Source organism: Variovorax ginsengisoli, assembly GCF_030486595.1.
GTDB lineage: Bacteria > Pseudomonadota > Gammaproteobacteria > Burkholderiales > Burkholderiaceae_C > Variovorax > Variovorax ginsengisoli_B.
Map to the genome: position 1 here is coordinate 50,646 of NZ_JAUJZH010000029.1, position 18,786 is coordinate 69,431.

An 18,786-nucleotide genomic window follows, 5' to 3' on the forward strand; every position below is an offset into this window, starting at 1 on the left:
ACACAACAAATGAACGATACAACGATCGAGAGCGTCCACGGACGACGCATGTGGGACTCGCGCGGCCGACCGACCGTCGAGGCGACCGTACGGCTGCGCGGCGGCCTGACGGGGCGCGCGCTCGCGCCGGCTGGCGCCTCGATGGGCAGTGGGGAGGCGGTCGACCTGCGCGACGGTGGAGCACGCTTCGGTGGCTTGGATGTGCAATCGGCCTGTCGCGCGATCAACGAGGTTTTAGACGGCGCGCTTGCAGGGCGCAATGTCAACGACCAGGGGTCGCTGGACCAACTGATGGTCCAGCTGGACGGAACACCCAACCGGAGCCGGCTCGGGGGCAACGCGCTGGTGGCGACATCCATGGCGATAGCACATGCCCGGGCGGCCGCGGCTGGTGTGCCGCTTTGGCAGCTGCTGGCCGCCGGGCAGCCGGTTCGGTTGCCGCTTCCTGAGATCCAGATCTTCGGGGGCGGCGCCCACGCGGAGCGGCGCGTTGATGTCCAGGACTTCATGGTGATGTGTCCTGCCGCCACCAGCTTCGACGAAGCGCTGGAGTGGACTGCCGAAATCTATCGCGCCGCGGGAGCGCTGCTACGACGCACCGGGAAGCTCCAAGGAGTGGCCGACGAGGGCGGCTACTGGCCCGCGTTCAACTCGAACGAGGAAGCGTTGGATACGCTGATGCAGGCTATCATCGATGCGGGACTGAAGCCAGGTGCGCAGGTCGGCATTTCGCTCGACATCGCAGCCTCCGAATTTGGCTCGAACGGTCGCTACGAACTGGCCCTGGAGAGCCGCGTGCTCAACACGGACGCCATGATTGACATGCTGGGGCGTTGGCTCGACAGCTATCCCATCATGTCCATTGAGGACCCATTGGCCGAGGACGACGCAGAGGGCTTCACGCGCTTCAGTTCGAAGTACGCATCGCGCTGCCAGATCATCGGCGACGACTTTCTCGTCACCAACGCCGAACGCGTCCGCGCCGCCGCGGCGGTGTCGCAATTGAACGCTGTCCTGATCAAGCCCAACCAGGCCGGCACCTTGACCGAAACCCTGGCCGCGCTGCAAGCAGGGAAGGATGCACGATTCGGCACCATCGTTTCGGCGCGTTCAGGAGAGACCGAGGACGTCACGATCGCTCATCTGGCGGTGGGTTGGAACGCGGGACAGCTCAAGGTCGGCTCCTTCGCCCGCTCGGAGCGAATGGCGAAATGGAACGAGGTGCTGCGCATCGAGGAATCGATGGGCCGCGACGCGCGCTTCTGGGGCTGGGACGCATTGCCGTTCCAGGCCAGTCACTGATTTCTTGCCAACAAAGGATTCCCAGCATGATTCGCCTCCTCGGCCTCTCCGGCAGCTTGCGCCACGCTTCGAGCAATACGGCCGTCCTGCGCACCCTGCAGCAACGGGTGCCCGACGGGATCGCCCTCAAGTTGCATCCGCTCACGGACCTCCCGCTGTACAACGGCGATTTCGACACCGAGGAGCCTCCGGTCGCGGTGGCGCGCTTGCGCGAGGCGATCCGGCAGGCGGACGGCCTCGTTCTGTGCACCCCGGAGTACAACGCCGGTACTTCGGGCGTGATGAAAAACGCCCTCGACTGGGCGTCTCGGCCGCCGAAGACTTCGCCGCTGCGGAGCAAGCATGCGCTCATCATCAGCGCCTCGCCTGCTTTCACCGGTGGTGCTCGGGCGCATGCGCAGCTGCGGGAGGCGCTCGCAAGCACATTGTCCCGGGTGGCGGTCCATCCGGCCGTCGTCATCCCCCAGGTGTTCGAGAAGCTGAAGGACGGCCTGCTGACGGACGAGTCGAACATCCAGTTCGCTCTCGCCGCCATCCAGGCATTGACCACCGAGATCCGCGCCAGCAGGGCGCTAACCGAGTAGGGTGAAGTTACTTCGGCTGCACCGCCGGAAATCGAGTCCCAAGCCCTCTGCAAACCGGTCTCGTTCGCTCACCGTCAAACCAACCACACAGGAGATTTGCCATGTTGCCCACCGTCGACCTGCGCCCGCCATTCAACATCAGCCGGGCGAGTCACATAGTGCTGGAAGTCAAGGATCTCCAAAAGAGCCGAGACTTCTACGTGAAGATCGTGGGCCTGGTGGTCTCCGATGAGACGCCGACCACCTGCTACCTTCGCGGTCTCTCAGAAGCAGCGCATCACAGCCTGGTGTTGGTGCAAACGGAGGGCGCGCCCGCCTGTCAGCGACTCGGCTTCCGTGTCTATCTGGACGAGGACCTCGATAGCGCTTACGCCTGGTTCACCGGGCGCGGCTTGCCGGCGAAGTGGGTGGAGGTGCCCTACCAAGGCCGCACGCTGCATTGCGAGGATCTGTACGGCACCAAGCTCGAGCTGTGCGCCCACATGGAAGTGCGCGAGCGGATGTTCCTCAAGTTCGAGCAGTTCACCGGCGCGCACGCTCAGCGCATCGATCACTTTCAGATCTTTGCACCCGATTGCTGGAAGGCCTGCGAGTTCTATAGCCAACTTGGCTTCCGCAACTCGGAATACCTGGCGCACGGTGACAAGTTGCTGGGTGCCTTCATGTTCCGCAAGGGGACGTGCCTTGACCTGGCGATTGTGGAGAACGTGGGGCCGAAGATGCACCACTTCGCCTACATCATTCCGGAGTCGCACCTGATTTTCACGGCCTGCGACCTGGCGGGCAACTACGGCTACGGCGGCTCGGTGGACCGCGGGCCAGGCCGACACGGCCCCGGCGGAATGCTGTACGTCTACCTCCTGGACCCGGATGGACATCGCATTGAGCTGTGCGACGGTCACTACCAGACCATCGACACCGAGGTCGAGCCGGTGCGCTGGGATGCGGGCTCCCTAAGCACCAACGTGCGCTGGGGCCTACCCGCCACCGAACACTGGTATTTCCACGCCAGCCCCTTCAAGGACGCCACCACACAGGACCCGGAGCAGAAGCCGAATCCGCAGACGCTGGAAATGTTCATTCAGCAGCAATCGACCCAAAGCAACAACTAACCAAGGACCGAATCCCATGGCACGCGTCAAATACCTCAATCGCGCCAGCAGCCCCAACCAGGCGATCTTCGACCGCCTTGAGAAAGAGCGGAAGATGCCCACCGCCAACATCTTCCTGGCGCTGACCCAGACGCCGGAGTTGCTTGACGGCTTCCTTACCTACGCTAACGCGCTACGGTCGTCGCCGCTGAGCCCTCGGCTGCGGGAGTTGGCGATTCTGACGGTGGGGCACCTCACGAACTCGCGCTACGAGATTGCGCACCATCAGTCGCATGGCCTCAAGGCCGGCTTGACGCAGGCGCAGCTCGATGCGGTTCCGCAGTTCGAGACCTCCAGCCTCTACACCGATCAAGAGAAGGCGGTGATGACATTTGCCAAGGAGTCGACTCTCAAGGTCGATGTGAGCGACGACAGCTGGTCACGCGCGGCGGCATTCCTTGGCGAACCGGAAATGATCGCGCTGGTGCTGGTGGTCTCTTGGTACAACTCCGGCGTTCGCATCATGGCGGGCCTGGGGATCGAACTCGAAGCGGGCCACTGAACGGCGGCAACGTCGCCCACCTACAACATCAGCAGGAGACAACACCATGACTTGCAGCCCTCTTCGTCGTCGCGTGCTGGCGCTCGCGGCCGGCACGCTCATGCTTGCAACCGGCCTGCCGGCGGCCTTCGCGCAAGGGAGCGGCAGCGCCCCCATTCGTGTCGGAGGCACCTTGCCACTCACCGGCCCGCTGGCGTCGGTCGGCATGATTCACAAGCTGGCCGCCGAGGTGTTTGTCGAAGACATCAACAAGCGCGGCGGACTGCTGGGCCGCAAGGTCGAGTTCGTCGTACTGGACGACCAGTCGCAGCCGGCAAACGCCCGCACGCTGTACGAACGCCTGATCACTGCGGAAAAGGTCGACCTGCTGATGGGACCTTACGGCACGAGTTCGATCCTCGCCGCAATGGGCGTTGCGCAGCGGTTCAACAAGCTATTCATTCAAAGCAGCCTGGGGGAGCCAGCGCTGGCGCCGTACGACATGCAGTTCCCTTCGCTGCCCCTGGGCCCGGATCCGCGGCTGGCAGACACAGAACTCATCCTCGATGGATATGCCAGCCTGCCGAATCCGCCTAAAACCATCGCCTTTGTCACCAGCAAGTTCCCGTCGGCGCTCGACTTGGCGAAGGGAGGTCAAGAGATCGCGCAGAGGCGTGGCCTCAAGACCGTGCTAGCGCTCGAGTATGAGTTCGGAACGCGTGACTTCGGCGCTATCGCCGCTCGCATCAAGGACGCCAATCCAGACGTATTGTGGTCCGGCGCCGTGGGCATGGAGGCGGTGCAGTTGCTCGATGCAATGAAGCGCATCGACTACCTACCGAAGCGTCACTTCTATCTGTTTCCGGCACCGGGTCCGACGGCGGGGCACCCGAACGCTGCCGGTGTGACCAGCCTGACCTGGTTCGAAGACCACGACCCGTTCATCAAGAATGCTGGAGCCGCAGACTTCGTTGCAGCGTTTGTGCAGAAGGCCAAGGGAGCCGGCTTGCCGTATCCAGTCGCCGAATATCAGGCAGCGTCGGAATTTGCTGCATGGCAAATCATGGAGGCAGCTGCCAATGGCGCCGGCAAGATTGACGACAAGGCCATGGCCGCCTGGCTCAAGGCTAACAAAGTACAGACCGTGCTCGGCGTTCGTTCGTTCGAAGGCAAGTTCAACAGCAGCGCGCCCGACACCAAGCTCAAGCAGGTGCAGGGCGGAAAGTGGGTGACCGTTTGGCCGGCGAAGTTCCGCCCGCCGGGAGGCGCCTTCCAGTGACATCGCATACCCCCGGATCGCAACAGGAGAAATCATGAGGACAATGACCTCGGCGCGGCTGCACCAGCTGCACACCCCAATGACCCTCGACACCATTCCGGTGCCGAAGCCTCGGTCCAACGACGTGCTCGTGCGCGTCAAGGCGTGCGGCATCGTTCCCAACATGGCGAACGTCATCAACAACTGGCCGAGCTGGTTTCCGCACCAGCCGCTCGCCAAGTTTCCGGCCATTTTTGGCCTTGATCCGGCTGGCGTCGTCGAGGAGGTCGGCGAGGCGGTGATCAATGCAAAACCGGGCGACCGCGTGTACGTGAGCCCGCTGCGTTCTTGCGGATCGTGCAAGGCCTGCCGCTCCGGCCGTCGTAGCCAGTGCCGTTACTACACGCTCAATGGCTATTTCAGCACCAGCACAGACGGGCAACGGATTTTCGACCTGTACCCGTACGGGGGCTTCAGCGAGTACATGACAGCGCCTGAGTACGCGCTGGTGAACATTCCCGACAACCTCAGCTTTGAGAAGGCTGGACGGTTTGGCTATCTAGGCACCTCCTACGGTGCGCTGTGCAATGCTGGCGCTGGCCCGGGGCAAGTCGGCCTGATCGACGGCATCACCGGTACGCTGGGCGTCGCGGCAACGGTGCTCGGCTTGGCGATGGGACTGTCCAAGATTCTGGGTACCGGGCGGGATCTGGCTCTGCTGGAGCGCGTGAAGGCGCTGGCTCCCGAGCGCATCGAGGTCATCGCGCTGGGGGATCGACCGACCGGGGAGTGGGCGAGGGCACAGACTGGCGGCGACGGCGTTGATTTCGCGATCAGCGCATTGGGCGCCCGCGCACCGGTCGAGACGATGCTGGAATCCATGAAGGGCGTGCGGCGCGGCGGCAAGGTGGTGAATATCGGCGGCGTGTCGGACGCTTTGCCGATCGACATGAAGTGGCTGATGGACGAGCAGATCCAGTTGATCGGGTCGAACTGGTTCAGCGCCACGCAAGGCCAAGAGATGGCCGACATGGTTCGCACTGGGACCATCGACCTGTCGTACCTGGAAGACGTCACGTTCCCTCTGGCACGCGTGAACGAAGCGATCTCCGGCCTGAAGGATCGCAACGGGGGCTTTTCCAACTACGTCGTGTGCCCCTGAAGGCCTTGGCTGCCATGAGCCTCGCCAATGCCCGCCTCGACTAGTCGCGGTCGAAGAGGCCGTCCGCCTGAAGGAGAAGGGCGCGGCCACCGAGGTCATCGCGGTCTCGTGCGGCGACGCGAAGTGCGAGGCGCCGATCTTCTCGGTGGCCGACTACGGCTGAGGACAGCGGCGACGGTCCAGGCGGGGCGGGCCCCGGCGACGTGGTGGAAGCAGGGATCGACGGCCTGGGGGCCCAACGCATTTGTTTCATCGAGGGCTCGCCTTCGTCTCATCGTAGGGAATGACCATGACCAAGACTGTTTTGCTGACTGACTACGCCTGGCCCGATGACTCCATCGAGCGCGGGGTCATTGAATCAGCGGGCCTGCGTCTCGTGAGCGGACCGGCCGCGCCATCCAACGTGTCAGACATCGACGCTCTGATCGCCGCGCATCAACCGCACGGGATCATGACGTGCTGGGCGGAGGTCTCCGCGCACGCGATCCAGTCAAGCCTGCCGCTCGAGATAGTGGCCCGCCTGGGCGTCGGGCTGGACAACATTGCCGTGCAGGCCGCGACCGACCGTGGAGTCTGGGTGACGAACGTGCCAGACTATTGCGTGGAGGAGGTTTCAGACCATGCGCTCGGATTCATTCTGTCCTGGACCCGTGGATTGAATCACTTCGATCGCGAGGTTCGGGCCGGGCACTGGAACCCGGCGAGCGCGAAACTCAAGCGACTGGCCAACCTGACCTGCGGCATCGTAGGATTCGGACGCATCGGCCGCCTCACCGCCCGCAAGCTGTCTGCGTTCGGCTGCCGACTGTTGGCATATGACCCGTTTCCGGGCGCAGCGCATCCGGGCGTCGAGCCGATGGATCTGGACGGCCTGATGCGCAACAGCGACATCGTTGTAGTGCATGCGCCATTGGTAGCGGCCACCAAGCACTTGATCAACCGCGAGCGCCTGGCCCTGATGCGGCCGGGTGGCCTGCTCATCAATGTCAGCCGAGGCGCCGTCGTGGATACAGCGGCAGTGATGGAGGCCCTCAGGTCCGGTCGCCTATCCGCAGTTGGTTTGGATGTGCTGGAGTCGGAGCCGCAGGTGCCGGACGAACTGAGGTCCAGTCCGGGCGCGATGTTGACGCCGCATGTTGCGTTCTCGTCCGACGCGTCGTTGGAAGAGTTGCGGCGCCGCGCCGCCGAGGAGGTGGTGCGTGTCCTGTCGGGTCAGGCGCCGCGCGAGGGGCGCAATCAGCCGGCTCACCGCCGTTAAGGAGACGCCATGTCGAATGCAGCCGTACCGGACCGCGATCTGGTCCACTTCGTCGAAGTCCAAGGCCTGACAAAACCTGGCGTCAAAGCGCGCTGGCAGGAGTTGGCCGGAGGCGTGTCTTCCGACATCTGGAAGGTCGATCTGGGCGATCGCACAATTTGCGTCAAGCGCGCGCTGCCGCAACTGAAGGTCGCGGCGGTGTGGGATGCGCCAGTCTCCCGCAATGCCTATGAGTGGGCTTGGATGCAATTCGTGTCGGAGCATTGCCCCGCCAATGTTCCCGCGCCGATCGCGCAGGATGTGGAAGCCGGCCTGTTTGCCATGGCCTACTTGGAGCCGGAGGACCACCCGGTGTGGAAGCAGCAACTCCTAGCGGGCGAGGTTGACGTTGGTTTGGCTGCAGCGGTCGGTAAGGTGCTCGGCGCGATCCATGCGGAAAGTGCCTGGCGGATCGACCTCGCCAAGCGCTTCGACACGATCGAGAACTTCTATGCCCTGCGACTGGAGCCCTACCTCGTGGCGACGGCGGCACGTTATCCCGAGGTCTCAGCCGCGCTTCTAGCGCTGGTGGCGCAGACAGCGGGCACCACGCACGCGCTGGTCCACGGCGACGTGAGCCCGAAGAACATCCTGGCCGGTCCGCGAGGACCGGTGCTTCTCGATGCGGAGTGCGCATGGTATGGAGATCCGGCGTTTGACCTCGCGTTTTGCCTCAACCACCTTGTGTTGAAGGCGGTTGTCGTGCCGTCGCGCAGCGCTGAGTTCGCGCGGTCGTTCATGGCACTCATGCGCAGCTACCTCGACCAAGTTGGTTGGGAGCCCGCGCACGAAGTACAACGCCGGGCCGCGAAGTTGCTGCCCGGCCTGTTGCTGGCGCGGATCGATGGCAAGTCGCCCGTGGAGTACATCACCGATGAGCAAGAAAAGGACCGAGTCAGAGGCTTTGCGGTTGGCTTGATCAAGGATCCATCGCAAGAACTCAGTGACATCTGCCGCCGCTGGTTCTAGACGCGCATGAGTCGGCGACCTCCTCAAGAGAGGTAACGCAAGGTGGCCGATGCTTTGCGGCCATGGCTCGCGGGGCAACGGCAGAAGCCGCGTCTTCAAGATCGCAGCGGTGCCCTCTGCTTTGACTTCACTGGCCTCCTGCTACGCAACTGCAGCCAGTTGCCTCAGCCCGGCAAAAAAAAGCCACCCGATGGACGGGCGGCTTCAACTACTTCACTTGCAAGAAAATTGGCAGCGCTCTCTGATCAAAATGCGTGACGGATCCCCACGTCGTAACCCAGCGACTTGCTGGGCGTCGCGCTGCCGGGACCGCCCGGAACTGGGCCCATGTAGAAGCCGGGAGAGCCTGTGACTGCCAGCGCAGCGCCATCCTTGTCTTTCAAATACGAGAACGTGGTGTACAGCGCCGTCCGCCTCGAGAGGTTGTGTACGTATCCGATCGCGAATTGATCAGCCTTCGGGTTCGGGTTCAGGCCCAGAGTATTCGCGTTCACATTGTTGTATTTGACCTCCGAGTAAGACGCGCGAATCATCCCGACACCCACGGGTATGAGCACGCCGACAACGGCACCATTGGCGCCGGGTTTCGTAGTACCGAACGGGTTGAAGGTGTTCTTCGCGAAATCGGTGTTCTGCTTGTTGTTGGAATATTCACCGAGCAACTTCACCACGCCAAAGTCGTATGAGGCGCCTAGGTTCCAAGTATTGAGTGTCGTTGTTGTACCGACGAAATAGTTGGAACCGATCGTGCTTGCTCCGTAGGCCAACGCTACATCCAGCGGACCTTTGGCGTAACCCACGCGACCGCCAACGTATCGGCCGACCCGCGCGTTGTTGGGCGTCAGGGCCAGGGTCGGGTTCGCGGCAATCGCGGCAGATCCTGGAGGAGTCAGGCCGCCCGGATCATAGGAGACTTGCTCATTGAAAGCATACATGAACTGACCATAAATCCCGCCTAGGTTCGGTGGCAGAAAGTAGCCCACCGAGTTGACAGCCCTCACATAGTTTGGATTCGCTTGGAAGCCGCTGTTAGGGACACCGAAAGTGGCGCCGCCACTTGCAGTCGTGATCAGGTTGGTACCGACCCCGTTGGCGCCAAAAGCATCGAATACGGTGTCGTTCCAGAACGTGGGCGTGAAGTCCTTTCCAAGGCGAACTTCACCGAAGACGCCGGACAGGCTGACGGTTGATCGCCGATTGAAGATAAGGGCGCCTCCGGTGCCTGCGCCGAGGCCGTTGTCGTTGGTCATCCCTGCTTCCAACCAGAAGGTCGCGGCCAAGCCGCCCCCGAGATCTTCCGTTCCGCGGAACCCCAACCGGCTGTTGTTGTAGCCGGAACTCGTCATGGCCGTTTGCGACTTATTGACGGACACACCGAAAGGCGTTTCCGACTGATTCTTGTATCCGCTGATGGCTGCGTCAACAACGCCAAACAGGGTCACCGTTGACTGAGCCGAGGCGACGCCGGTCGCAGCTAGAACAGCCACGGCGACGAGAGTTTTTTTCATTGCGGGTGTCTCCAAATGTAGGAATTGCGGCTTGTGGGAATGGAACGCGGTCAAGTCTTGAAGCAGTTAGCGTCGACCATCAACATGGCAGTCCAAGGCTTTCTGTCTGATTGAAACTACGCACCAATGCGTGCTAACGTTCGCATTATCGTAGCTGTACCGGTCGTTAGAAGAAACTAGGGTTTCCTCTTAGATTCTCTCGGTGATCTGGCGTCGAACCGCCGAGAGTTACGATGCCATCGTAAGCACAACTATGTTGGCTACAAGGGACTAGACGGTGGCGGTGATTCGCGGATTTGGCTTCGCATCCAGCGCGGGGCACTCGACGAGGAAGCGGCGTTCGTCCGATCTAGCTGCGTGGGGCAACTTGGTCAGGTCATCAGCGATGCAAAGCCTTGGCTCAGGGGGAACTGGTGCTCGTCGTGACAACTGCTGGATGACGTCTCCCCCGAATTCCGGACTTTTCAAAACTAAAGGTAAGGTGGCTTTTTCGGCCGGCCCGTGAGGGCAGGAAGGAGAAGCGATGAAGAGGTCGAGATTCAGCGAGGAGCAGATCGCCTACGCGTTGCGGCTGGCCGAGTCGGGTACGCCGGTGGTCGATGTGTGCCGCCAGATTGGCGTGTCTGAGGCGACGTACTACACCTGGAAGAAGAAGTTCGGTGACTTGGGCGTGACCGAGCTCAAGCGCTTGAAGATGCTCGAGGACGAGAACGCCAGGCTGAAGCGCATCGTGGCGGACCTGACACTGGACAAGCAGATCCTGCAGGAGGTCGTCCGAAAAAAGCTCTGAAGACTACCAACGGCGTGAGCTGGCAGCCTGGATGCAGGAGCGCTTCAAAGTGAATGTGCGCAGGTCGTGTCGATTGGCGCTGCTGAGGCCCTCGGTCTGGTATCAGAAGAGCGAGGCGCGCGATCAAAGTGCGTTGCGGTTGCGCATTCGGGAGATCGCCATGGACCGACCGCGATTCGGGTATCTGCGCGTCCGGGTCATGCTCAAACGCGAGGGCTGGTCGGTGGGCAAGAAGCGGGTCTATCGCCTGTGCCGGCTGGAAGGGCTGCAGTTGCGCATGAAGGTCAACCGCCGCAAGCGCATCAGCCCGCAGCGCGGTCGACCGGTGCCCGCGACCGGGCCGAATCAGCACTGAAGCATGGACTGGCTCTGGTGCAAATCTTCCGCGCGGGCGAACGACTTCGTGGGTGCGTGCGTGCCTGTCAGGCCAAAAGCACCGCGCTCCAAATTGCGGGCGCGGCTTGGCCCGCTGTACGCAACCGGCCCAGATTGAACTGGCCTTTGCGGATGCGATGGAGCAGCTCAACGCCGGCGATCGTCACGGCCGCGCGATCGAAGACCTTGAAGCCGAACATGGGCTTGATGCGCGCCTTCACGCCCCGATGGTCCTGCTCGACCATATTGTTCAAGTAGCGCGACGATCGCAGCCGAGTGTCTTTCCAGCGAGGACTCTGCTCGGGCAACTCCCGGACTGCGCGATGCGAGGCGGCGTAGCCGTCCAGGGTGATGCTGACCGGAGGTCGTCCTTGAGTCTGCAGCGCCTTGCGAAAGAATGCCTTGGCTGCCTTCACGTCGCGGTTGACGCTCAGGCGAAAGTCGACCGTCTGGCCTTCTCGATCGACGGCACGATAGAGATAGCTCCACTTGCCGCGGATCTTCACGTAGGTTTCGTCGACGCGCCATGAGCGACCGGCCCTGCGAGCAAATAGATTCCAGCGCTTCTCGAACTCGGGCACGAAACGTTGGACTCAGCGCATGATCGTTGTATGGGCCACCGCCAGGCCGCGCTCGGCCATCATCTCGACGAGGTCACGAACGCTCAGCTTGAAGCGCAGGTACCACCGAACGCATAGGACGATGACCTGACGCTCGAAGTGCCGGCCCTTGAACAGTTCGTCCATGCTTTGAAGCCTCTGCGCCATCGATTCGCCTTCAGTTCAGAGGCCACAGCGTAACCAGGGCGAGATTGCACCAGAGCCCTGATGGACTGGTCTGTCACCCTCGCCTATGGTCAGGCCGTGGCGCGGCATCTGGGCATGCAGTTCCAGACCTCCTGGAGGGAGGGCGGGATCGAGCGCGAGATGTGCAGGCAAGAGACCCGAACGGCACCGGTGGTTTCTATCGCTGCGAGCCGGCGCGAGCGCTTCCACACTGCCTGATCCAACGGGTGCCGCTCGATCGCTCCGATCGAACGAGACCCAGATGGCCGACGATTGCTGAAGCCCAGATCAGGGGTTCATCGCGGGTCAATTGTCCCCATCGTCAGAGGCCTGCGTGTTCAAGTGCCTGCTTGAAGCCCGACGGCCCGAAGGAGGGCGCGGCCTTGCATCTGCCGGTCGCCGCCTCGTTCAGCGGCGTGCACGAGGGCACAGATGGCTTCGTTGGCCGGCGCGCTCAACCCATGCTCACGGGCGAGCCGAACCACCGCGCCGTTCAACTCGTCGATCTCCGTCAGACGCCCGGCTTCCAGGTCCTCCCACATCGAAGAGCGCGCCTGTGGGTCGATGGCCAGCATGGTGCTTGCAACCTGACCGAAATCGGCGTCGGGCAAACGCATCAGCGCTGGCAGCTTGCCGGGCGGCACACCACTCACCTGAGCGGGTGTCAGCTCTGCTGCTTGGAAGGCAGCGAGGGCCTCGTCCATGAGTTGGGCCAGGACGTGGCGATAGCGGTGATCCGAAAGCTGGGCTTTCAACGGCACGCCGGATAGCGCGTTCACTGCGTTGTTGAGATTGAGCAGCAGCTTGCCCCATTGCACGGCGACGAAGTCGCTTCGTTGTTCCAGGGGCAGTCTCGCCGCCGCGAAGGTTGCGAGCCACGACGACCAGCCCTCGTGTGCCTCGACCATCAGTTCGCCTGCGGTGCCGCGGTGAAGCCTGCCTTCGGACAATTGGACGACATTGAAGGGCACCATCCCGCCGAGCACGACGCGGCCAGGCAGTGCATCGCGCAGCGCCGCGGCGTTGCCGATGCCGTTCTGGAAGCTCACGACCATCGCGCTCGAGGGGGCATGCCTGGCCACTTCGGTCGCGGCCGCCTTCGTGCCTGAGCTCTTGACGGCGACGATGACCAGGTCGGCCTTCGTCAGCACCTCGGGCGATTCTGCGTACGGCACCGACGATGCGGGGAATTCAGCGCTCCATCCGTTCAGGTCCGACAATCGAAGGCCATGCTGTTCGATCCGCTGCCGCATCGACGGGCGCCCCACCAGTTGAACCTGGGCACCGGAGGCCAGCAAGCAGCCGCCCACGAAGGCGCCGATGGAGCCGGCGCCGAAAACAACGATTTTCACAAACGGTCTCCTTCCTTGAGTGTGCGGGCAGGCGCCGCGCCGATGATTCGGGCTTCGAGCGGCCGAGCGCATCGCGTCAACAGCAGGCTATGAAGACTGCCCAGCTGCGCATTGACCTCGCGTTGCCCGATGTCGGCGCCGCCTGGCTGTGCCGTGACTAAGCGCGCTCCAGACACAAGGCGATGCCTTGACCGCCGCCGATGCAAAGCGACACTACAGCCTTGTTGCCCCCGGTGCGTTGCAGCGCATGGGCCACCTTGGTGATGAGGATCGCTCCGGTTGCGCCGATCGGGTGCCCGTGCGCAATCGCGCCGCCGTCGACATTGAAGCGCGACGGGTCGATGCCCAACTCGTCGCGAACAACGATGGCTATGGCAGCGAAGGCCTCATTCACTTCGAAGCGGTCGACCTCGCCGATATTCCAGCCGGCGCGGCCCAGGGCCTGGCGGATCGCCGGCAGGGGACCCAACCCAAAGAAGCCGGGTTCGACGCCAGCAACGCCGATGCCGCGGACGACAAGCATCGGTTCGAGTCCAACATCGTGTGCCATCGCGTTGTCGCAGACGATCATTGCGGCGGCACCCGCGTTGACACCCGGCGCGTTTCCGGCGGTGATCGTGCCATCGGGACGGAACACGGGCTTCAGCCGGGCGAGCGTTTCCGCAGTCGTGTCGGGACGATTCGATTCATCCGCCGCAAATGTGATCGGACCTTTCTTCCCTTTGAGGGGCAGAGGCTCGATCTCGTCCTTGAACGACCCGGCTGCTTGAGCGGCGGCAAAGCGCTTCTGACTTTCCGCCGCGAACGCGTCCTGCGCCTCTCGGGTGAGGCCGTGCTTTCGCACGAGTTCTTCGGTATGCCATCCTGAATGTCGCGTCGAGAACGCATCGTGCAAGCCGTCCAGCAGCAGCGAGTCAACCGTTTCGGCGTTGCCCATCCGCGTACCGAACCGCATGCCCGGCAGCAGGTAGGGTGCACGGTCCATGTTCTCGACGCCGCCCGCGACCACCATCCGAGACAGTCCCGCAGCGACCTCCGCATAGGCCGTGGCCACGGCTTGAGCGCCCGAACCGCACACACGGTTGACCGTCATCGCCGGCACAGCCACCGGTAGGCCGCCGTGGATCGCGGCCTGCCGCGCGACATTCATACCGTTGCCAGCTTGTACGACATTGCCCATCACCACTGAATCAATCAGTGCAGGATCTAGCTTGGAGCGTCGCAAGGTGGCGGCGATGGCGTGGGCACCTAGTGTGCTCGTCGGCGTATCTCGCAACGAACCGCCGAAGCTGCCGATTGCGCTGCGAACGGGCGAACAGATGACGACATTCATGCTCATGGGAATCTTTCGAGGGTTGTTGGCATTTCGGAAGCTAGCCCGCGTATACGCTGGGCTTGCCGTACTCGCGCCCGATCATGGCGCGGGCGAACAGATAGTTCCAACGCGCGCGTTCGGTCGAGTTCATCCAAGTCGACCCGGCCGGCCTCATCACACGGAAAGTCCTCGCTGTTGCCTTCGCTAGAGAGCGATGGGAAGCGAATCTTGAACGACGAGGCTTGAGGCGAAGAGGCGGTGGCGGGCATGGCTGACTCCGTGATCCGAGGGGCTCGCATCAAGCTCTATGCGCCGCGTGGACTTTGATCGCGATCTGCGTGAAGCCAGACACGCTGGATGACGTCCAATCATATGATGGACGTCATGAATTCGTCAAGTCTTCTTGAAGAGAGTCGTTCAAACTGGATGGACTGAGCGGTCGTTGGCCATCGTGGAGCGAGGGCGCATTCGGGTTATCGGCGCCCCGGATCTGCATCCGTTCAGATTGCTTGACATGCGGGAATTTGATATGATGGAAATCATAGTAACGGAATCCACCATGAAACGAGCCACACATAGTCGCAAGGAAGCTTCGCATGAACGGATCGTCGAGGCCGCAGCGCGTGCCATTCGGCGCAGCGGCTACGGTGGCAGCGGTGTAGCCGACATCATGAAGGCCGCCGGCCTGACCCACGGCGGCTTCTACGCCCACTTCGCGTCGCGCGAGGCGATGCTCGCCGAGGCGGCGGACCGCGCGGGCGCCGAAACTGTCGCCGCGTTGACGCGCATCGCCGCCGACGCGCCGCCGCAGCGCGCAATGGGGTCACTGCTGCGCGCGTATCTGTCGAAGGAACACCTCGAAGCCACCGAAAGAGGTTGTCCTGCTGCCGCACTCGGCTCGGAGATGCCGCGTCAGGCGCCCGAGGTGCGGCGAGCCGCTACCCGCCACATCAAAGAGATGATTGATCTCATCGCCCGCCAGTCGCCCGAATGGGGAGGGCCGGCAGCCCACGAGCGCGCACTCGTCACGGTGGCCACGATGGTCGGCGCACTGTCACTGGCGCGTGCCGTCGACGACCTCCGCCTTTCCGATGCGTTGCGCGAGGCGGCGCTCAACCACCTCGTCCCCGTCAACGGCTGACTTTGCGTGAACCACGGCAGCGCGGAATTCGACCACAAATATGATGCAAATCATGCCATCGAATGCGATGAGTGACACCACTGTTGTGCGCCTGCGTCCCGAACAGGTCGCACACGCCTTTCTGACGCCACGGCCTCCGCCGCAGCGCCGGCCGCTAGTGCTCAACGGCGGTGAGGCGCTGCGCATCTCGACGCCGGAGGGCGAGATTGCGCTGCAGCGCGCCGGTAGCGGCCCTGCGGTGTTGCTTCTTCACGGCTGGGAAGGGCAAGCTTCCGATCTGGCTGCCTTCGCGCCACCGCTGCTTGACGCCGGCTTCAGCGTGCTCGCGATGGATCTTCCGGCACACGGTGACTCTGCCGGGCGGCAAACGTCGATCCCACAGTCCGCACGAGCGTTGCGTGCGGTCGGCGAAGCGCTGGGACCGCTGCACGCGGTGATCGCGCACTCGATCGGCTCAGCGGTGCTGGCGGAAGCGCTGCACGCGGGACTGGGGGCCCAGTGTGCAGTGCTAGTTTCGGCACCAGCCCACTATGAGCACCATGCACGCAGGTTCGCCGCTGCGGCCGGCCTGGACCGCGAGGGGACCGAGGCCATGCTGGCGCTATTGCGCAGCGCAATCGGGGTTGAGGTGCGCGAGATTTCGCTGCCGCTCCGCGCGCCGCAACTGCGCCAGCGGGCGCTCTTCATCCATTCCGCCGACGACCGCGTCGTCGCAATCGAAGACAGCCTGGCCGGTGCCAGCGTGTGGCCCGGTGCTCGGCACCTGTGCGTCGAGGGACTGGGCCACCGGCGCCTCCTAGGCAATCCAGCGGTCGTCGCGGCGGCGATGGATTTCGTCGCCATCAGCCCCGAAAGAGGCACCCGATGAAGATCGAAGGTTGTGTCGCGCTCGTCACAGGCGCCAAAACAGGTGGCGGCACCTGCTGAGCAGCGCGGCGTCGTAGCCGTCGTGCCGGAAGCGGCCGTCGCCGCTTCGGACTCCGGTCTTGGAACAGTAAACGATTTGGAGAACACGATGACATTCAAAGCCCTTCTTGCAACGAAGACGGACAAGACCATCTCGACCAAAGTGGTCGAGATGGATGAACAGGATCTGATGCCCGGAGACGTCAGCATAGCGGTCGACTATTCGACAGTGAACTACAAGGACGCGCTGGCGGTCACCGGGCGAGCGGAGGTCATGCGCCAGTTTCCTTTGATCGCGGGCATCGATCTGGCCGGAACCGTCGAGGCGTCGGAGTATCCAGGCATTTCGGTTGGAGATCGCGTCGTCGTCAACGGCTGGGGCCTGAGCCAGACTCATCATGGCGGATTCGCTCAGAAGGCCCGTGTGAAGGGCGGGTGGGTGATCAAGATTCCGGCGGCCTTCTCGACCAAGGATGCCATGGCGATCGGCACGGCGGGCTATACGGCGATGTTGTCCGTGCTGGCGCTCGAACACGGCGGCCTCACCCCGCAGCGCGGAGACATCCTCGTCACCGGTGCCAATGGCGGTGTGGGCTCGATCGCGATCGCAATCCTTTCGGACCTGGGCTACCGGGTCGTGGCATCAACGGGGCGCCTCGAAGAGAAAGACTACTTGCGCAGCCTCGGCGCGACAGAGGTCATTGACCGCCGGACGCTGTCGGAGGCAGGAGCGCCCATCGCGAGCGAACGATGGGCCGGAGCCGTGGACTCGGTCGGCAGCCGCACGCTGGCGAACGTCCTGGCGCAAACCCGCTACCGGGGCGTGGTCACGGCCTGCGGGCTGGCTCAGGGCATGGACCTCCCCGCGTCCGTTCTGCCTTTCATCTTGCGCAACGTGACCCTTGCCGGCATCGACTCTGTCAATGCCCCTCACGAGGCTCGCATTGAGGCCTGGTCGCGACTGACACGTGATCTGGACCTGAGCAAACTCGCCCGCACAACCGAGGTCGTCGGTCTCGCAGACGTGCCCGACGTCGCCGCACGAATGTTCGAAGGGAAGGTCCGAGGCCGCACCGTCGTCGATGTCAACGCATGACGGCGGCCAGGCCGACCCGCATCTCAATCTGGCCGTCGGCAGGGTAACCATCCCATGGAAGGAAACTCCATCATGGCGCAAATCAACCTGCACGAGTCCGCCCGACCCGATTCCAAGAGGTCGGCGATGTTCGACTCGCCTATCGGCGCTTCGGGAAGGAGGGCTGTGCCGCTACTGGTTTGCCTCCACCACTTCACAGGGACGATGAACAACTGGGATCCCATCCACCCCAGCCGGCTTCTGCGATGGTCGTGCGACAGGCGATGGGCCTGTACCTCCCGGCAGCAAACACCTCGACCGATCCGGCCATCGGCGGCATCAGCCTGGCCTTTTCTTTCGGGCAGCTCTGGTGGGGCTTGAAGCAGTCCCTCTCCGGCGCGTGGTTGCTGCCGGCGTCGGTATGGGGGCCGGCCGGCAGCACCGGCATGGCCGGGCCATCGGCGCCAATGGCGGCGAGCATGCGGCTGGTGCCTTCGGACAAGCGTGGAATGGCCAGGGCATCGTTAACGCTGGCGGCTCCTTTGGCCATTTCAGGCTGACGGCGGCGGTTGGATGGGCCGGATCGATACATGGACTTGGTCCGTTGGCGCCAATGGCACATTGATGGCACGCGACGAATTGCTCAGCCTCACCGGCGATAGATGGTTCAAGTCACTCGGGTCGGCCACGCAGGAGATACTGTTGACCCGAGGGCGGCTACTTCGTGTTAGGGGACGAGAGTTTGCGGTGCGCAAAGGAGATCCTGCGAACGGCTTCTACGGTGTGGTGAGCGGCGTTCTCGCTGCTTCGTCGGTACTCGAAGATGGTCGGGAGATGATTTTCGGCCTGCTTGAGCCAGGCGATTGGTTTGGCGAAGCATCGTCGCTCGACGGGCTTCCGCGTACGCACGACATTCAGGCTTTGCGCAACTCCGAACTGCTGCACATCGCGCCGCCAGTATTCGAAGATTTGATGCAGGACGTTGGCTTTGCGCGGTCGATCGCGGTACTGCAGACTGGGCGCACGCGCACCATGTTCAGCTTCTTCGAGGACGCGGCACTGCGCACGACACGTGCCCGCATCGCGAGACGGCTCCTCCGATTGGCCCGCGGCGACGCAAACGCGCTGCCGCGCGTAAGGCGTGTGATCCTCATCACGCACGAGACCCTTGCACTGATGCTTGGCCTGACGCGCCAGACTCTGTCTTTGGAGCTCAAGGCTATCGCGGCGACCGGCGCGGTATCGCTGTCGTATGGGCGCATCGTCATAGAGTCGGTGGAGACGTTGAAGGTACTCAGCGAGTTGTAGGCAAAGCTTGGCCGCCGGTGCTCGCGC

Annotated in this window: 19 protein-coding genes and 2 pseudogenes; 16 read left to right on the top strand and 5 right to left on the bottom strand. The window is 63.2% G+C overall.

The window, feature by feature from the left end; all coding sequences use genetic code 11:
- Nucleotides 1-9: 9 nt before the first annotated feature.
- The 9 genes and pseudogenes from eno to QZH52_RS30280 all read left to right on the top strand — a co-directional run bounded on the left by eno (nt 10) and on the right by QZH52_RS30280 (nt 8,204).
- Nucleotides 10-1,302 (top strand): phosphopyruvate hydratase, encoded by a 1,293-nt coding sequence (gene eno / locus QZH52_RS30240; protein WP_301814673.1) that lies wholly within the window; start codon nt 10-12, stop codon nt 1,300-1,302.
- Nucleotides 1,303-1,328: 26 nt separating this feature from the next.
- Nucleotides 1,329-1,886 (top strand): NADPH-dependent FMN reductase, encoded by a 558-nt coding sequence (locus QZH52_RS30245; RefSeq protein WP_301814674.1) that lies wholly within the window; start codon nt 1,329-1,331, stop codon nt 1,884-1,886.
- Nucleotides 1,887-1,987: 101 nt separating this feature from the next.
- Nucleotides 1,988-2,998 (top strand): VOC family protein, encoded by a 1,011-nt coding sequence (locus tag QZH52_RS30250; RefSeq protein ID WP_301814675.1) that lies wholly within the window; start codon nt 1,988-1,990, stop codon nt 2,996-2,998.
- A 16-nt stretch (nt 2,999-3,014) separates the two neighbouring features.
- The gene (locus QZH52_RS30255) at nt 3,015-3,539 is read left to right on the top strand and encodes a carboxymuconolactone decarboxylase family protein (protein ID WP_301814677.1); all 525 of its coding nucleotides are present in this window, start codon (nt 3,015-3,017) and stop codon (nt 3,537-3,539) included.
- A gap of 46 nt (nt 3,540-3,585) precedes the next feature.
- On the top strand, nt 3,586-4,797 hold the full coding sequence (locus tag QZH52_RS30260) for an amino acid ABC transporter substrate-binding protein (protein WP_301814678.1): 1,212 nt from the start codon (nt 3,586-3,588) through the stop codon (nt 4,795-4,797).
- Between the two features lie 34 nt (nt 4,798-4,831).
- Complete coding sequence (locus tag QZH52_RS30265; protein ID WP_301814680.1) at nt 4,832-5,938, top strand: alcohol dehydrogenase catalytic domain-containing protein; 1,107 nt, start codon at nt 4,832-4,834, stop codon at nt 5,936-5,938.
- Nucleotides 5,939-5,981: 43 nt separating this feature from the next.
- Nucleotides 5,982-6,068: pseudogene (locus QZH52_RS30270) on the top strand (electron transfer flavoprotein subunit beta/FixA family protein); the annotation flags it as partial.
- A 159-nt stretch (nt 6,069-6,227) separates the two neighbouring features.
- Nucleotides 6,228-7,196, top strand: coding sequence for a C-terminal binding protein (locus tag QZH52_RS30275; RefSeq protein ID WP_301814681.1), 969 nt, complete (start codon nt 6,228-6,230; stop codon nt 7,194-7,196).
- A 9-nt stretch (nt 7,197-7,205) separates the two neighbouring features.
- Entirely contained in the window at nt 7,206-8,204 is a 999-nt protein-coding gene (locus tag QZH52_RS30280; RefSeq protein ID WP_301814683.1) for a phosphotransferase family protein, read from the top strand.
- Nucleotides 8,205-8,449: 245 nt separating this feature from the next.
- On the opposite strand, the gene QZH52_RS30285 is transcribed toward QZH52_RS30280, so the two are convergent.
- The gene (locus QZH52_RS30285) at nt 8,450-9,712 is read right to left on the bottom strand and encodes a porin (protein WP_301814684.1); all 1,263 of its coding nucleotides are present in this window, start codon (nt 9,710-9,712) and stop codon (nt 8,450-8,452) included.
- Between the two features lie 523 nt (nt 9,713-10,235).
- Here QZH52_RS30285 and QZH52_RS30290 point away from each other — a divergent pair.
- Both QZH52_RS30290 and QZH52_RS30295 read left to right on the top strand, forming a co-directional pair.
- Nucleotides 10,236-10,502, top strand: a complete 267-nt coding sequence (locus QZH52_RS30290) for a transposase (protein ID WP_301814686.1) — start codon at nt 10,236-10,238, stop codon at nt 10,500-10,502.
- A 31-nt stretch (nt 10,503-10,533) separates the two neighbouring features.
- The gene (locus tag QZH52_RS30295) at nt 10,534-10,857 is read left to right on the top strand and encodes an IS3 family transposase (RefSeq protein ID WP_301814687.1); all 324 of its coding nucleotides are present in this window, start codon (nt 10,534-10,536) and stop codon (nt 10,855-10,857) included.
- A gap of 67 nt (nt 10,858-10,924) precedes the next feature.
- Here the strand turns inward: QZH52_RS30295 and QZH52_RS30300 are convergent.
- Nucleotides 10,925-11,644 (bottom strand): annotated as a pseudogene (locus tag QZH52_RS30300) (IS6 family transposase).
- A gap of 60 nt (nt 11,645-11,704) precedes the next feature.
- Here QZH52_RS30300 and QZH52_RS30305 point away from each other — a divergent pair.
- A complete protein-coding gene (locus QZH52_RS30305; protein ID WP_301814688.1) occupies nt 11,705-11,881 on the top strand; it encodes a hypothetical protein in 177 nt (58 codons plus the stop codon).
- A gap of 119 nt (nt 11,882-12,000) precedes the next feature.
- On the opposite strand, the gene QZH52_RS30310 is transcribed toward QZH52_RS30305, so the two are convergent.
- Together QZH52_RS30310 and QZH52_RS30315 are read right to left on the bottom strand one after the other, a co-directional pair.
- Entirely contained in the window at nt 12,001-13,014 is a 1,014-nt protein-coding gene (locus tag QZH52_RS30310; RefSeq protein WP_301814689.1) for a 2-dehydropantoate 2-reductase, read from the bottom strand.
- A 157-nt stretch (nt 13,015-13,171) separates the two neighbouring features.
- Nucleotides 13,172-14,353: a thiolase family protein gene (locus QZH52_RS30315; protein WP_301814690.1), complete on the bottom strand. Its 1,182-nt coding sequence runs from the start codon at nt 14,351-14,353 to the stop codon at nt 13,172-13,174.
- Between the two features lie 535 nt (nt 14,354-14,888).
- Here QZH52_RS30315 and QZH52_RS30325 point away from each other — a divergent pair.
- From QZH52_RS30325 to acuI, 3 genes are all read left to right on the top strand, one after another.
- On the top strand, nt 14,889-15,470 hold the full coding sequence (locus QZH52_RS30325) for a TetR/AcrR family transcriptional regulator (protein ID WP_436411652.1): 582 nt from the start codon (nt 14,889-14,891) through the stop codon (nt 15,468-15,470).
- 67 nt (nt 15,471-15,537) lie between these two features.
- Nucleotides 15,538-16,338: an alpha/beta fold hydrolase gene (locus tag QZH52_RS30330; protein ID WP_301814692.1), complete on the top strand. Its 801-nt coding sequence runs from the start codon at nt 15,538-15,540 to the stop codon at nt 16,336-16,338.
- Between the two features lie 147 nt (nt 16,339-16,485).
- Nucleotides 16,486-17,472 (top strand): acrylyl-CoA reductase (NADPH), encoded by a 987-nt coding sequence (gene acuI / locus QZH52_RS30335; protein ID WP_301814693.1) that lies wholly within the window; start codon nt 16,486-16,488, stop codon nt 17,470-17,472.
- Nucleotides 17,473-17,665: 193 nt separating this feature from the next.
- On the opposite strand, the gene QZH52_RS38720 is transcribed toward acuI, so the two are convergent.
- Entirely contained in the window at nt 17,666-18,043 is a 378-nt protein-coding gene (locus QZH52_RS38720) for a hypothetical protein (RefSeq protein ID WP_366919334.1), read from the bottom strand.
- A gap of 32 nt (nt 18,044-18,075) precedes the next feature.
- Between QZH52_RS38720 and QZH52_RS30345 the strand changes: the two genes are divergently transcribed.
- Nucleotides 18,076-18,759 (top strand): Crp/Fnr family transcriptional regulator, encoded by a 684-nt coding sequence (locus QZH52_RS30345; protein ID WP_301814694.1) that lies wholly within the window; start codon nt 18,076-18,078, stop codon nt 18,757-18,759.
- Nucleotides 18,760-18,786: the final 27 nt, after the last annotated feature.